Origin of the sequence: Rhizobium sp. TAL182 (genome assembly GCF_002117725.1) — a bacterium.
GTDB classification, from domain to species: domain Bacteria; phylum Pseudomonadota; class Alphaproteobacteria; order Rhizobiales; family Rhizobiaceae; genus Rhizobium; species Rhizobium esperanzae.
In genome coordinates this window covers 1-12837 of record NZ_CP021026.1, presented here as the reverse complement: position 1 = coordinate 12837, position 12837 = coordinate 1, and the positions used below count along the sequence as shown (strand labels likewise).

The following is a 12837-nucleotide window of genomic DNA, read 5'->3' as shown; positions in this document are numbered from 1 at the left end:
TTTCAATGCACCGTAAATCTGGCCGCATCGGCCTGGCGCCGCTGCAGGCTGCGGATCCGCATCGCGGCCTCCCTGACGATCGCCGCAAATGTCGTATCGTCGGCCTCGGCGATCCTGCCCGTCATGTCGCGGATGATCGTCGTCAAATGCATGATCGAATGGCGATGTTGCGCCTCGTCAGGCCCGATTTCGGCGTCGGCCATGGCAAGCAGCGTCTTCACCAGGCGCTCCATGGTTTGCCGGCGCCGGCTCCTGGGGTCGGCATTCGGATCTTCGCTGAGGCGCAGGAGATCGTCGATGATATCGGACATTCCGCTTCCATTCACATCGCAAAAGCCGGTCGTGTGAAAACGCTGCGCCTTCGATCGCCGGTGCGCATCTTCAAGGCATCCAGCAGCCGGTAGCCGGTTCGCCAGCGGCCAAAACCACTTGCGATATTGATGTGGCCGGCGAGGCCGATATTCCTGGTCTCCGCCTTCCACAGTCGGCCAAAAAAGGTCAGCCGATCGACCGTCATGTAGGCGTCGTTCATGCTGCCGATGACGATGCTCGGAAATGGCAGAGGCGCCGTCGGCATGCCGCCGAACGCGATATGCCCGGGATGGAGTATTTCCGTGGCCGGCAGATCGCAGGGAGCAACGAGCAATGCTCCCTTCACGCGCCGGGCAGCGCTTCGCCCGGCCAGCCGAGCGGCGAGCAGGCATCCGAGACTATGGGCGACCAGATAGGCTTCGCCAGCCTCTTCAAGCGCTTCTTCCAGTCGCGGCAACCAGCTGTCGAGGCTGGGATGATCCCAATCGTCCTGAGCGACAAAACGGCTACCCGGCTGATCCTGCAGCCAGTGCTGTTGCCAATGCCCCTCTCCCGAGCCGAATAATCCTGGGAGAATGAGGACTTCGCTCATCTGATCAGTCCGATCACCAAGGCGAAGAGGAAGGTGAAGGAACCGGCGACCGTGCAGATCCCGGCCGCATGCCTGAACTGCGACATGAGGCTTCCCGTTGCTCTTCTGGTGTCGTGCCGACGGTCGCCGGTCTCAACAGCAATCGCCATCCCGCCGCCCTCCTCAATACCAAAGTCCCGGCATCGCGCCCCAATAGTGAAGTTCGTATTCGCGCGCCGACCGTTCCTGCTCCTCGTCGCGGGTGACCGCTGCGTTTGCAGGCTTTCGCAGCTGGCGCCGAAAGCGGGCGATCGCAAACTTCAGCCAGAAATTGAAATCAAGCTTCATGCGAACCTCCTGTCAGGAACTGGTCGGTTGGGAAATCAACGAATGACGTTGCGCATTTGCTAGAAGATCGCGCAGCGATGCAGTCGGCCCGTACAGCATCAGCAGGCGGTTTTCCTCGCGCTTGGCCAGCCGATATCGGCGAGCAAATTCAAAGACGCTCCAGATTTGCTCGCTTGATCCCGGCGGGCCTGCATCATCCATCGCTGCCTCCTGAGAACGAAGTTCGTTGAGCGCCTTATTCGGCCGCCGCTACTGCCGGTCTTGCCTCTGGAAAGAAGGCTGACAATTCGCCGACCACTTCACCGATGCGGTTCGAAAGCGCATGGGAAGAGACCGCGTAATCCGCAAAATCACGGTCGGACGCATAGACGGCCGTCGGCAGCGTATGGGCCATGAAGAAACCGAACAGCGGCCGAAGCTGATGCTCGACCATCAAGGCATGCCGGTCGCCGCCGCCGGTTGCCGTAATGATGATCGGCTTCGCGCGAAGCTCCTGTGGATCGATCAGATCGATGAGGTGCTTGAAAAGGCCGGGGTAGGAGCCCTTGTAAGTCGGCGAACCGATAATCAGCACATCGGCCCTTACGATCTCGTCGACGACACGCCTGGCCTGCTCGTCGAGGTCCTTGCGCCACAAGGCGCGACCCAGCGACGGACCTAGATCGTGCAGATCATAGGTTTTGCTCGAAAAGCCGTATCTGATGCTGGCGCGTTCGGCGACATGCCGGACAAGAGCCAGTGTCTTCGATGGGCGGTTGAAGCTGCCGGCAATGCCGACGAGTTTGAAACCTGACATGGTTTTTCCTCTCTGTGGTTGCTTCAAATATTGTCTATAAAATTACTGGATTAAAGGAATGTGCGTCTCTCCTTTGCGGCTCCATTGAAAAAACATTCGTCTTGAAGTTTACGGTTTGTCGCCGCGGAGGTGGCGTTCGAGGAAGGGCAGATTGTCCTGGCCCCAATAGAGCTCGCCATCATAGACATAGCTGGGAAAACCGAAGACGCCGCTGTCGCGCGCGTGCACGCGGTCTGCCGACCATTTGTTCTGGACGTCGTCATCGGCTTGCCGCCGGAGAAGTGCTGCGCCATCGAAACCGGCTGCTGTCACGATCGCCTCGCGCACATCAGCCTTGCCGATATCCCTCGCCTCGCTCCAGAAAGCATGCTGCAGGGCCCTGCTAACGCCAATCCAATCCTGCCCGTCGAGATAGGCGGCGATCACGAAGAGGGATGCCGGGGTCGGATCGCTGAGCTCCGGCCGATGCTCTAGCCGCAATTCCTTGCCACGCACGCGCGCCCAGCGTTTGAGGTCGCGCGTCCAATAAGCGCGGCGGATCTCCGGGCGGTTGCGCGAGAAGACGCCGCCATTCTCCTCGACCACCGTCGTCAGATAGGGCGTGACGACGACGTCGTTCTTCGCCGCCAGTTCGGTAAAGGCGTCGAAGCCGATGTGGGACCAGGGCGAGCCGATCGAAAAGAAATATTCCACCGATTTGGTCACTGACGAATGCTCCTGCTGAGATGATTGTTTGATGGCGAATGGGACGTTGTCTGCCGACGGCCAATCAGGAAGCGGCCCGAATTCCCGGCTGCGCTTTCCATCCGAGCTCCGGGGCGATTCTGGTGGCGAAGTCGTGGAGGATCTGGCGATATTCCTCGTGCTCGAACTCGTAAGGGAGCTCCAGCCGCAACTCGCTGACCTCGGGCAGGATCGGATCGGCGAAAAGCCGCTCCAATATTTCCTCCGATGTGCCGACGATATCGCGGGCGAACAAGGTGCGCCGCTCGCCCTGCGGCGAAAGCGTCCGCTGATGCCGGCCGTCGGCATAATCGCGGTAGCGCCGGCGCGTTGCCGCATCGGCGCTGTCGAACGGCACGATGACGCGACCGAGCGCGACACGGCGCTGCGTTCCAGAGTCGCGATAGGTTTTAATGAGCGTGGATTGGGCGACGAAGAAATCGTCGGTCCCCTCCCCCGTTATCACATTCCCGGTCAACAGGTTGAAGCCGTTGCGGTCGGCCCAGCCGGCCGAGCGCTGCGATCCGCCGCCATACCAGATCCGGTCGATCAGACCTTTGGCATAGGGCTGCAGGCGCGGCCGCTGCGGGCCGAATGGCGTCTTGATGAAGGTCGCGTCGTCGCCGAGATAGGCACCGCGCAGATTGTCGGCAAAGCGCAGCACGCGATCATGCGAGAAATCGTAACGCGTCCAGTCGCCGTCGAAGGCGAGCGGGCCGATCAGCTCGGCATGCAGCGGCCGGCCGGCGCTGACGCCGATATTCAGCCGCCCGCGCGAGAGTACATCGACCATCGCAAGGTCTTCGGCCAGCCGATACGGGCTTTCATACCCGATCGGAATGACCGCCGTTCCGAGCTCGATCCGGCTGGTGCGCTGGGTGGCCGCCGCCAGAAAGGCGCTGGCGGACGAGATCCCCGGCTCCAGGTGACGCTGGCGGACCCAGGCGCTGTCGAAGCCAAGCGCCTCGCCATAGTGCAGTTGCTGGAGCGTCTGCTCCAATCCCGACAAGGGATCATCATCGGAATAGTTGCCGGCCGTGAGGAAGCCGATATGGCTGATGGATATATTGCCGCCGCTCATGACCTGCTTCCCGCAATCAATATTTCGGCAGGCCGGGCGGATTGGTCTCGGATGCCGGGAGAGCTTCCTCGGAAAGATGCCAGTGAGCGAGAATCCTCGCATAGGTGCCATCCTTGATCAGGCCATTGGTGGCGATAGTCAGCGCATCGGCGAGCCCGCTTCCCTTGCGGGTGGCGATGGCGACGTCCGATCGATCCGGCCAGCCGGCGCTCAGCGTGCCCACCCGCTTGATGTTCTTGTCACGCGCCGCGATGAAGACGAGCTGCGCGTGCGGCTGGACGATGACATCGGCCCGACCGGAACGCAGCGCGAGAAGGCTTGCCGCCTCGTCGTCGTAATATTGCAGCTCGATCGGCTTCAGGCCCGCGGCAACATCCTCTTCGCTCCACTTGACCAGGATGCGCTCCTGGTTGGTGCCGGCGCCGACGATGATTCTGAGGCCCGCCGCATCCTTCGGCTCCTTGATCGAGGTGATCGGGCTATCAGCTTTCACGAAAATACCGTGCAGACCCTGGCGATAGGTGGAGAAATCGAACTTCTCCTTGCGCTGCTCGGTCACGCCGACATTGGAGATGACGGCATCATATTTGCCCGATGTGAGCCCGAGCGGCCAGTCGATCCAGGCGACCGGCACGATCTCCAGCGTCAGGCCGAGGCTGTCGGCGATCGCATAGGCATAGTCGGGATCGGCGCCGACCACGGTCTTTGCATCGGTGGCGAAAGTGGAAAGCGGCGGGCCGCCGGGGCTGACGCCGATGGTGAACTTGCCCGGTGTGACGAACTTGAATTCCTTGGGGATTGCGGCGATCGCCGCATGGTTCCTGGCTGCATAAAGCCTGCCCGGCTGCTGCGGGCTCAGGTCGAAATCATCGGCCGCATGAGCTGCACTGAGGCTAGTCAAGGCTGCCGTCAGCGCCGCGAAGAAAAAGCTGCGGATATCAAGAAAACTCCCCACGTTCGATATGTCTCCGTTTGCAGTGAAAGGCAGGGACGGGCCGGCTCAAACGGCCGTCCGTCCCGTAAACATTACGAACCGCTCTTCGGCAAGCCGGGCGGGTTGGTCTGGGCCTTGTCGATCGCCTCGGGACCGAGATTCCAGGCGTCGAGGATCTTCTTGTAGGCGCCGCTGGCAATCAGGTCGTTGACGACATTGGTGACGGGCGCCGCCAGACCACTGCCCTTGCGGGTGGTGACGGCGATCTCGGCCGTGATCGGCCAGCCGCCGCTGACGGTGCCGACGAGTTTGGTCTTGCCGTTGATGCCCGCCGCATAGGCCTGGGTGGCGTTGACGCTGAAGACCGCATCGGCCCTGCCGGACTGCACGGCGAGGTCCTTCACCGCATCGTCGTCGTAATACTGCACCTCGATCGGCTTGAGGCCGGCCGCAACATTCCGCCGGTCCCATTCCAGCAGGATCTTCTCCTGATTGGTGCCGGCATCGGTGATGACCTTCAGGCCGGCAATATCCTTTGGCTCCTTGATCGACCTGATCGGGTTGTCGGCCCTGACGTAGAAACCGAGCTCATCCTTGCGGTAGGTCGAGAAATCGAACTTTTCCTTGCGCTCTTCCGTGACAGTCACGTTCGAGATCACCGCATCGAACTTGCCGGAGGTGAGCCCCAGCGGCCAGTCGGCCCAGGCAACGGAAACGAGGTTGAGCTTCAGGCCCAGACTGTCGGCGATCGCCTGCGCCAGATCGACGTCATAACCGATGACCGTCTTGGAATCGGAGGCATAGTCGTGCAGCGGCAGATTGCCGCTGGAACTGATGCCGACGGTGAAAACACCGTTCTCGACGAACTTGAAGTCCTTGATTTGAGCGATGCACGTCTCGTTCTTTTCCACCCGCAGCCGGTTCGGCTGTTCGGGGCTGAGATCGAACTTCTGCTGCGCCTGAGCGGAACCGAAACCGATTGCACTAATGGCGACGGCTCCCGCTATCAGAAGCCTTACTCTATCTGTAAATGCCATGCCCATTCTCCATTTCATCTTAAAGTTGTGGTTATTGTCATTTGACCGGAGCAGCCCGTCGCGGCCCGGCATTTCGCCAGCGCTGTCAGGCGCTAGAGAACCTTGGCGAGGAATTCGCGTGTTCGCGGGTGCTCTGCTTGCGTGAAAATCCGTGCCGGCGGACCGGCCTCGAGAATGCGGCCGCTTTCCATGAAGACGACGGTGTCGGCGACTTCGCGGGCAAAACCGATTTCATGGGTGACGATCACGAGCGTCGTTCCCGTGCGGGCGAGCTCCTTGATGACGTCGAGCACCTCGCCGACGAGTTCCGGATCGAGTGCGGAGGTCGGCTCATCGAAGAGCAGCACCTTGGGGCGGAGCGCCAGCGCCCGGGCGATCGCGACACGCTGCTGCTGGCCGCCGGAGAGCTGACGCGGATAGGCATTGATCTTGTCGCTGAGACCGACGCGTGCCAGCAGTTCCTGCGCCAGCTGCACGGCTTCCTGGCGGCCGACGCCGCGAACCTCGATCGGCGCCTCGATCAAGTTTTCGAGCACGGTCAGATGCGGAAAGAGATTGAAGCTCTGGAAGACCATACCGATATCGGCGCGGCGTTTGAGGATCTCGTTTTCCTTAAGCTCGTAGAGTGTATTGCCCTTCCTGCTGTAGCCAACAAACTCGCCGTCGACGGAGATGAAGCCGTCGTCGACACGCTCCAGGTGATTGATTGACCGCAGCAGCGTCGACTTCCCCGAACCGGAGGGGCCAAGAATGGCGGTCACGCTGCCGGCCGGCAGGTTGAGCTCGACATCATCGAGCACCTTCAGCGAGCCGAAGCTTTTCGAGATGCCGTGGAGGCGCACCGCACCGCCTGCCCGCAGAGACGTCGCATCATGGAAACCCTGCTTGCGCACTTTGTCGGTCGCGCCATCGAGAACCGGCAGTGGCCGGCGGAAGCGTCCGAAAAATGCTTGAAAAGGCAGCGGTGTCGGATTGCGCACGGCGCCCTTGGAGAAGTAGCGCTCGATATAGTGCTGGGCGACCGACAGCACGGTCATAATGATCAGATACCAGACGGTCGCGACCATCAGCAGCGGAATGACTTCGAGATTACGGCGGTAGATCACTTGGACGGTGTAGAATAGTTCCGGCAGCGCCAGCACATAGACGACAGACGTGCTTTTCGCCAATCCGATGAGCTCGTTGAAACCGGTCGGCAGGATCGAGCGCATCGCCTGCGGCAGCACGATACGGAAGGCCTGGCGACGGCGCGGCAGACCGAGCGCGGCGGCCGCCTCCAGCTGTCCATGATCGACGGAAAGAATGCCGCCGCGGACGATCTCGGCGAAGAAGGCCGATTGGTTGAGCGTGAGGCCGAGATAGGCAGCGGCGAAGGGCGTCAGCAACTGCACGGTGGGATAATCGAACAAGACCGTGTCGGTGAACGGGACGCCGATCCTGATCGTTTCGTAGAGATAGCCGAGATTGTTCAATATCAACAGCAGCACGATCATGGGGATCGAGCGCAGCAGCCAGATATAGCCCCAGGAAAGGCCCGATAGCAGCGGCGACCTGGAGACGCGGGCGAGCGCCAGGGCTGTTCCGAGGATGGAACCCGATATGGCGGCAAGCGCGGTCAGCAGCAGTGTCCGGCCGAGGCCGACGAGCACCGGCTCGGCGAAGAACCATTCGGCAAAAACACCCCAACCCCAGCGCGGATTGGTGAAGGTAGAATAGAGCACGGCGACGATGACGACGGCCGCGAATATCGTGCCTGCCAGCCGCTCGGGATGGCGCGCCGGCACGATGCGGTAGCGGGAATAGTCCTGCTTCGGTTCTGCCGTCCTGCTGCCGGGCTCAATGCCCGCGAAATCCGTCGTCAGTGCCATTCTTGCTTCCCTTTTATGATTATCGTCGTGTCGCTTTCAGAGATTTGCGCCGGCCACGCGCAAGCGCGGTCCGGCCGGCTCGGTTCCGAAGACCGGCGGAACGAGATGGGTGATGTCCTTGTCGAAGGGCAGGCTCTTGTAAATCTCGGGATCGGCTGACGTGTCGAAAAGAGCGGTGTAGCCGTAGTTCAGATACAGGCCGACGGCCTCGGGCTGCCGGAAACCGGTCGTCAGATAGATCCTCGTATAACCTTGGCGGGCCGCCTGAGCTTCAAGCTCCACCAGCACCTTGCGGGCAAGGCCCTGGCGGCGCAGGTCCGAGCGTGTCCAGATGCGTTTGAACTCGGCCGTGCGATCGTCGTAATGCTTGAAAGCGCCGCCGCCGATGGTTTCGCCATTGCGGATCAGCAGCAGAAAATTGCCGTGAGGCGGCGCGAAGGCTTCGGGGGGATAGCGGTTCAATTCGGCTGCAGCGCCTTCGGCATTGAAATAGGTGCCGTAGCGGCTGTCATATTCGTGAATCAGCTCGTCAATCAACGGCTTGGCGCGGGGATCGAGAGGGGTCGTATAGAGAAACGTGTCGCTCATGTCGTTCGTCACCCGTTGTCGTCAGTGAGGAAGGTTTCGGCGAGCCGGACCCAGTAGCGGGCGGCGGGCGCGATGATCGCGTCGTTGAAATCGTAATGGGCGCTGTGGAGAGGCGCGCTGTCGCCGTTTCCGACGAAGAGGTAGCTGCCGGGATTGGCCTGCAGCATGAAGGCGAAATCCTCGCTTGCGGTTCGTGGACGGAAGTCCTTCTCGATCGCCGCGAGACCGAGCGCGTCGTAAGCGACATCGCGGGCAAAGGCCGTTTCCTTGGCGTGGTTGACCAGCGCCGGAAAACCGAGCCGGTAGTTCACGTCCGCCTCGGCGCCGAAGCTTTCGGCCTGGGCGCGGGCAAGGGCTGGAATGCGCTCCTGCAGCAGCCGGCGAACTTCTTCGCTGAAGGCCCGCATGGTCAGTTTCATCTCCACGCTCTCGGGGATGACATTCGAGGCGGAGCCGGCATGGATCGAGCCGACGGTGGCGACCGCCATATCCTGCGGATCGACGTTGCGGGAGACGACGCTCTGCAATGCAGTGATGAAGGAAGCCGAAGCCAGCACCGGATCGACGACGCGGTGCGGCTCGGCGCCGTGGCCGCCTTTTCCGATGATCCTGACGATCGCCTGGTCGACCGAAGCCATGGCCGGACCGGTGACGAAGCCGAACTGGCCCGCCGGCACCCCCGGCCAGTTGTGCAGTCCGAAGACCGCATCGACTGGGAAACGTTCGAACAGTCCTTCCGAGATCATCTTGCGCGCGCCGGCGCCGATTTCCTCGGCGGGCTGGAAGATCAGCCTGAGCGTGCCGCTGAAATTGCCGCTTTCGGCGAGATAGCGGGCGGCGGCAAGCAGGATCGCGGTATGCCCGTCATGGCCGCAGGCATGCATGACGCCGGGATTGCTGCTGGCATAGGCAAGGTCGCTCGCCTCCTCGATCGGCAGCGCGTCTATGTCGGCGCGGATACCGATCCGTTTCCGGCCTTCGCCGCGTCTGAGGGTGGCGACGATGCCGGTGCCGGCAATGCCGGTCGCCACCTCATAGCCCCAGGAGGAAAGGCGGGCCACCACAAGCTTGCTGGTTCTGAGCTCCTGGAAGGCCAGCTCCGGATATTGGTGCAGATCGTGGCGAAGCGTGATCATCTCGTCCAGATAGGTAGCGATGCCCTTCTCGATCGGATCGTTGCTGCGGGTGTTCTGAGCGATAGTGTCCATGGCGGTTCGCTCGGCGCCTCAGGCGCCGACAGCCCTCCCCTGATCGACCTGATCAGCGCCGGCCGCATAGCGGCTTTCCCGGAAGGGCAGGCCCAGATGATCGCGCAGCGTCTCGCCCTTGAGAATCGGATCGAAATAGCCGCGCGCGGTGAGGATCGGCAGAACGTGTTCGGCGAAGTCGGCGAAGCCTTCGGCGATGACGGGGAAGCCGAGAATGAAGCCATCGGCGGCGCCATTATCCACCCAGCGGATGATCTCGTCGGCAATATGCTCCGCCGTCCCGATGAAGGCGGTGCGCGGCGTCGCGGAATCGAGCGCCACCTGGCGGAGCGTCAGTCCCTTCTCGCGCGCCGTCCTCTTGATGCGGTCGGTGGTGGCGCGAAAATTGTTCCTGCCGATATCACCGAGCTCGGGGAACGGCTCATCGAGCGGGTAGACGCTGAAATCGTGATGATCGAAGAAGCGGCCGAGATAGAGCAACGCCTCCTCGATCGTGACGAGATTGCGGATCGCCTGGTACTTGGCTTCCGCTTCCTCGGCTGTCTTGCCGACGATCGGACCGATGCCGGGATAGATGCCGACTTCCGCTGCGGCGCGTCCCTGAGCGATGACGCTATCCTTGAGCTGACGGTAGAAGCCTCGAGCCTCTTCGAGCGGTCCGCCATTGGTGAAGACGGCATCGGCATGCTTGCCGGCAAGCCTGATTCCAGAGTCCGAAGCCCCCGCCTGGAAGACGACGGGCTGACCCTGCTTCGATCGGCCGATATTGAGCGGTCCCTCGATACGGAAGAAGCGGCCTTTATGGTTGAGGCGATGCATCTTCGCTTTGTCGACAAAAACGCCGGTCTCGCGATTGCGCACGAAAGCGTCATCGTCCCAGGAATCCCAGAGACCCTTGATTGCGTCGATATAATCCTCGGCGATCTCGTAGCGCAGCTCGTGCTCGGGATGTTCACGGCTGTAATTTCGCCCCGAACCCTCGAGCGGCGAGGTCACCGCATTCCACCCTGCCCTGCCGCCGCTGATGAGATCGATCGTGGCAAACTGGCGGGCAATGGTGAAAGGATCGCTGTAGGAAGTCGAGACCGTGCCGACGAGGCCGATCTTCGAGGTTGAAGCCGCCAGCGCCGAGAGAATGGCGATCGGCTCGAACCGGTTGAGGAAATGCGGGATCGACTGCTCGTTGATATAAAGCCCGTCCGCGACAAAGGCGAAAGCGATGCCGGCCGCCTCCGCCTTGCGCGCCGTCGTCACGAAGAAATCGAAATTGACGCTGGCATCGGCCGGTCCGCTCGGATGTTTCCAGGCATTCATATGGCCGCCGGGACCTTGCAGCATGATGCCGAATGTGACGTGTTTCTGAGCCATGGGATCGATCCTCCTTGGAAAGGTCAGGCGACGAGGGAAAGGCGCTCGGCGGCGAGCAGCTCGATGGAGGCAAGGCGGTCGGCGGTTGAAAGCGCCGGCGTGTCGAGCACGAATTCCTTGACGCCGTGGCGGCGGTGGAGCTCGTCCAATTCCTTGCGGATCTGCTTTGCAGTGCCGTGCAGCACGCTCGGCACCTTCTCCTCGATGCGGTAATCGGTGACGCCGGCCTGCCGGGCAAATTCGGCTGCCTGCTCTTCGCTGCCGACGTTGACGGTCTGACCGTTCGGCAGGAACACCTTGACGATCCTAAGCTTACCGACACGCTCACGGGCATACTCCTCGCTTTCGGCGGCGAAGGCCGCGAGTGCCAGGCTGGGACGCTTGCCGCCCGAGGCCCGTTCATAGGCTTCGAAGGTCTTGCTCAGATTGTCGGGATCGCCATTCAGATGGCCGGCGAAGACGAGCTCCCACCCCTTCTCGGCCGCCAGTTCGGCGCTCTCGACGCTGGCGCCGAGCAAGAAACGCTCCGGAGCCGTCGGCGGGAAAGGAGTCGCCTGGGCACCGTCGTAATTAGGATCGGCCGCGAGATAGGTGTTGAGATCGGAAAGCTGGCTCGCAAAATCCGGCTTCCTCACCGGATCGACGGCAAGTTGCAAGGCGCGCGTCGACAGCGGAAAGCCGCCCGGCGCCTTGCCGACGCCGAGGTCGACGCGGCCCGGCGCAAGCGATGCCAGGAGATTGAAGGTCTCGGCAACCTTGTAGGCGCTGTAGTGCTGCAGCATGACGCCGCCGGAGCCGACCCGGATCCTCGATGTCTTGGCGAGAAGATAGGCTATCAGCGCCTCCGGCGCGGAACTCGCCAGGTTGGACATGTTATGATGTTCGGCGACCCAGAAACGGTGATAACCGAGTTCCTCGGCCCGGGCGGCAATCTTTACCGTCGCCCGCAACGCGTCGGCGGCGGAGAGGCCCTGTTCGATCGGGCTTTTGTCGAGAAGGCTGAGGAGGTAGGTCATGGCGCCACGATCCGCTCAGTGGTTGCAATATTTAATCTATAAAATCAGTAGACAAATATCATGATAAGAAATGACATTCTCTTTCGCGGACAATGAGAGGAAAAAAGCAGCCGCAGCTGCGACGGAAATTCAGATGCCGGGAATGCGGGCGCGCATGCGCATGGATCTTTCAATCGACCATTTAATGATCTATATTCTGGTCAACATGGAGTAGCCGCATGAAGCTGTCAGAACAGGTCAAGCCGATCAGCTATCTCAAGGCACACGCGCCCGAGATCATCCGGACGCTGAAGGACAATCCGCAGCCCGTCGTCATTACCCTTCACGGCGAGGCAAAGGCGATCCTTCAGGATGTCGGCCAATATGAAGAAACGCAGGAAACGCTGGCGCTGCTGAAGGTGCTGGCGCTCACCAATCGACAGGTCGAGGAAGGCAAGCTGCGTCCTGCATCGGAATCCTTCGCGCGCATCCGCAAACGTCTGGCCGACGACCAGTCCTGATGCGCTATCGTGTTCTTCTTGCCGAGGACGCGGAACGCGACGTCGAGGATCTCTATCGTTTCATTGCCGCCCGCGACGGCGCCGAGACGGCAGAGCGCATCCTGACGGAAATCGAAAGCGCCTGCGCCGATCTCGAAGAATTCCCGGCCCGCGGAAACGTTCCAAAAGAACTGGCCAGCATCGGTATCTCCGAATACCGCGAACTGCACCATAAGCCCTGGCGCATGATCTACCGTATCATCGGCACCGACGTCGTCGTCTACTGCGTGGCGGACGGCCGTCGCGACATGCAGGCCTTCCTGGAACGAAGGCTGATCCGCTAAAGCGCGTCGCGATCTTTCAGATTCGCTCCCTACGCTTTAGCTCTTTGTTTTTACGCATGTCGTTGCCGCAAAACCGCTGCACACTTTTGCGCGACATGCTGTAACATTCGGCATCGTCGCCGGCGATCATCCGAGCATGGATGACCCGGACGAGCGCCGAAAAC

General features: G+C 61.5%; 17 protein-coding genes. 2 read left to right on the top strand and 15 right to left on the bottom strand.

Annotation, left to right across the window (positions count from 1 at the left end; all coding sequences use genetic code 11):
- Nucleotides 1-2: 2 nt before the first annotated feature.
- The 15 genes from Tal182_RS23070 to Tal182_RS23010 all read right to left on the bottom strand — a co-directional run bounded on the left by Tal182_RS23070 (nucleotide 3) and on the right by Tal182_RS23010 (nucleotide 11850).
- A complete protein-coding gene (locus Tal182_RS23070) occupies nucleotides 3-311 on the bottom strand; it encodes a hypothetical protein (protein WP_085861145.1) in 309 nt (102 codons plus the stop codon).
- 11 nt (nucleotides 312-322) lie between these two features.
- Nucleotides 323-904, bottom strand: coding sequence for an alpha/beta fold hydrolase (locus Tal182_RS23065; protein WP_085861144.1), 582 nt, complete (start codon nucleotides 902-904; stop codon nucleotides 323-325).
- Nucleotides 901-1053 carry a hypothetical protein gene (locus Tal182_RS32390; RefSeq protein WP_016736942.1) on the bottom strand — a complete coding sequence of 51 codons (153 nt, stop codon included), beginning with the start codon at nucleotides 1051-1053 and terminating at the stop codon, nucleotides 901-903. Before Tal182_RS32390 ends, Tal182_RS23065 begins: the two co-directional genes overlap by 4 nt.
- A 13-nt stretch (nucleotides 1054-1066) precedes the next feature.
- Nucleotides 1067-1231 (bottom strand): hypothetical protein, encoded by a 165-nt coding sequence (locus Tal182_RS32385; protein WP_164517818.1) that lies wholly within the window; start codon nucleotides 1229-1231, stop codon nucleotides 1067-1069.
- A gap of 12 nt (nucleotides 1232-1243) precedes the next feature.
- Nucleotides 1244-1432: a hypothetical protein gene (locus tag Tal182_RS23060; protein ID WP_085861143.1), complete on the bottom strand. Its 189-nt coding sequence runs from the start codon at nucleotides 1430-1432 to the stop codon at nucleotides 1244-1246.
- A gap of 34 nt (nucleotides 1433-1466) precedes the next feature.
- Complete coding sequence (msuE, locus tag Tal182_RS23055; RefSeq protein ID WP_085861142.1) at nucleotides 1467-2027, bottom strand: FMN reductase; 561 nt, start codon at nucleotides 2025-2027, stop codon at nucleotides 1467-1469.
- Nucleotides 2028-2135: 108 nt separating this feature from the next.
- Nucleotides 2136-2732, bottom strand: a complete 597-nt coding sequence (locus tag Tal182_RS23050) for a DsbA family protein (RefSeq protein ID WP_085861141.1) — start codon at nucleotides 2730-2732, stop codon at nucleotides 2136-2138.
- A gap of 64 nt (nucleotides 2733-2796) precedes the next feature.
- Nucleotides 2797-3831, bottom strand: coding sequence for an LLM class flavin-dependent oxidoreductase (locus Tal182_RS23045; RefSeq protein ID WP_085861140.1), 1035 nt, complete (start codon nucleotides 3829-3831; stop codon nucleotides 2797-2799).
- 16 nt (nucleotides 3832-3847) lie between these two features.
- Nucleotides 3848-4786, bottom strand: a complete 939-nt coding sequence (locus tag Tal182_RS23040) for an ABC transporter substrate-binding protein (RefSeq protein ID WP_085861139.1) — start codon at nucleotides 4784-4786, stop codon at nucleotides 3848-3850.
- A gap of 71 nt (nucleotides 4787-4857) precedes the next feature.
- Nucleotides 4858-5802, bottom strand: a complete 945-nt coding sequence (locus tag Tal182_RS23035) for an ABC transporter substrate-binding protein (protein WP_085861331.1) — start codon at nucleotides 5800-5802, stop codon at nucleotides 4858-4860.
- Between the two features lie 92 nt (nucleotides 5803-5894).
- The gene (locus Tal182_RS33120; RefSeq protein WP_085861138.1) at nucleotides 5895-7670 is read right to left on the bottom strand and encodes an amino acid ABC transporter permease/ATP-binding protein; all 1776 of its coding nucleotides are present in this window, start codon (nucleotides 7668-7670) and stop codon (nucleotides 5895-5897) included.
- A 36-nt stretch (nucleotides 7671-7706) separates the two neighbouring features.
- Nucleotides 7707-8270, bottom strand: coding sequence for a GNAT family N-acetyltransferase (locus Tal182_RS23025; protein ID WP_085861137.1), 564 nt, complete (start codon nucleotides 8268-8270; stop codon nucleotides 7707-7709).
- The gene (locus Tal182_RS23020) at nucleotides 8267-9466 is read right to left on the bottom strand and encodes a M20 aminoacylase family protein (protein ID WP_085861136.1); all 1200 of its coding nucleotides are present in this window, start codon (nucleotides 9464-9466) and stop codon (nucleotides 8267-8269) included. Before Tal182_RS23020 ends, Tal182_RS23025 begins: the two co-directional genes overlap by 4 nt.
- 18 nt (nucleotides 9467-9484) lie before the next feature.
- The gene (locus tag Tal182_RS23015) at nucleotides 9485-10834 is read right to left on the bottom strand and encodes an LLM class flavin-dependent oxidoreductase (RefSeq protein WP_085861135.1); all 1350 of its coding nucleotides are present in this window, start codon (nucleotides 10832-10834) and stop codon (nucleotides 9485-9487) included.
- A gap of 23 nt (nucleotides 10835-10857) precedes the next feature.
- Nucleotides 10858-11850, bottom strand: coding sequence for an LLM class flavin-dependent oxidoreductase (locus Tal182_RS23010; protein ID WP_085861134.1), 993 nt, complete (start codon nucleotides 11848-11850; stop codon nucleotides 10858-10860).
- 218 nt (nucleotides 11851-12068) lie between these two features.
- Here Tal182_RS23010 and Tal182_RS23005 point away from each other — a divergent pair, with 218 nt between their 5' ends.
- Together Tal182_RS23005 and Tal182_RS23000 are read left to right on the top strand one after the other, a co-directional pair.
- A complete protein-coding gene (locus tag Tal182_RS23005) occupies nucleotides 12069-12350 on the top strand; it encodes a type II toxin-antitoxin system Phd/YefM family antitoxin (RefSeq protein ID WP_004676161.1) in 282 nt (93 codons plus the stop codon).
- The gene (locus tag Tal182_RS23000; RefSeq protein ID WP_085861133.1) at nucleotides 12350-12673 is read left to right on the top strand and encodes a type II toxin-antitoxin system RelE/ParE family toxin; all 324 of its coding nucleotides are present in this window, start codon (nucleotides 12350-12352) and stop codon (nucleotides 12671-12673) included. The genes Tal182_RS23005 and Tal182_RS23000 overlap by 1 nt, the downstream gene beginning before the upstream one ends.
- Nucleotides 12674-12837: the final 164 nt, after the last annotated feature.

Excerpts from the sequence above, each read along its gene's own strand:
- Tal182_RS23060 (WP_085861143.1), bottom strand. The coding sequence starts at position 1,432 with ATGGATGATGCAGGCCCGCCGGGATCAAGCGAGCAAATCTGGAGCGTC.
- Tal182_RS32385 (WP_164517818.1), bottom strand. The coding sequence starts at position 1,231 with ATGAAGCTTGATTTCAATTTCTGGCTGAAGTTTGCGATCGCCCGCTTT.
- Tal182_RS23015 (WP_085861135.1), bottom strand. The coding sequence starts at position 10,834 with ATGGCTCAGAAACACGTCACATTCGGCATCATGCTGCAAGGTCCCGGC.
- Tal182_RS33120 (WP_085861138.1), bottom strand. The coding sequence starts at position 7,670 with ATGGCACTGACGACGGATTTCGCGGGCATTGAGCCCGGCAGCAGGACG.
- Tal182_RS23035 (WP_085861331.1), bottom strand. The coding sequence starts at position 5,802 with ATGGCATTTACAGATAGAGTAAGGCTTCTGATAGCGGGAGCCGTCGCC.
- Tal182_RS23000 (WP_085861133.1), top strand. The coding sequence starts at position 12,350 with ATGCGCTATCGTGTTCTTCTTGCCGAGGACGCGGAACGCGACGTCGAG.
- Tal182_RS23010 (WP_085861134.1), bottom strand. The coding sequence starts at position 11,850 with ATGACCTACCTCCTCAGCCTTCTCGACAAAAGCCCGATCGAACAGGGC.
- Tal182_RS23005 (WP_004676161.1), top strand. The coding sequence starts at position 12,069 with ATGAAGCTGTCAGAACAGGTCAAGCCGATCAGCTATCTCAAGGCACAC.
- msuE (WP_085861142.1), bottom strand. The coding sequence starts at position 2,027 with ATGTCAGGTTTCAAACTCGTCGGCATTGCCGGCAGCTTCAACCGCCCA.
- Tal182_RS23070 (WP_085861145.1), bottom strand. The coding sequence starts at position 311 with ATGTCCGATATCATCGACGATCTCCTGCGCCTCAGCGAAGATCCGAAT.
- Tal182_RS23065 (WP_085861144.1), bottom strand. The coding sequence starts at position 904 with ATGAGCGAAGTCCTCATTCTCCCAGGATTATTCGGCTCGGGAGAGGGG.
- Tal182_RS23045 (WP_085861140.1), bottom strand. The coding sequence starts at position 3,831 with ATGAGCGGCGGCAATATATCCATCAGCCATATCGGCTTCCTCACGGCC.
- Tal182_RS32390 (WP_016736942.1), bottom strand. The coding sequence starts at position 1,053 with ATGGCGATTGCTGTTGAGACCGGCGACCGTCGGCACGACACCAGAAGA.
- Tal182_RS23020 (WP_085861136.1), bottom strand. The coding sequence starts at position 9,466 with ATGGACACTATCGCTCAGAACACCCGCAGCAACGATCCGATCGAGAAG.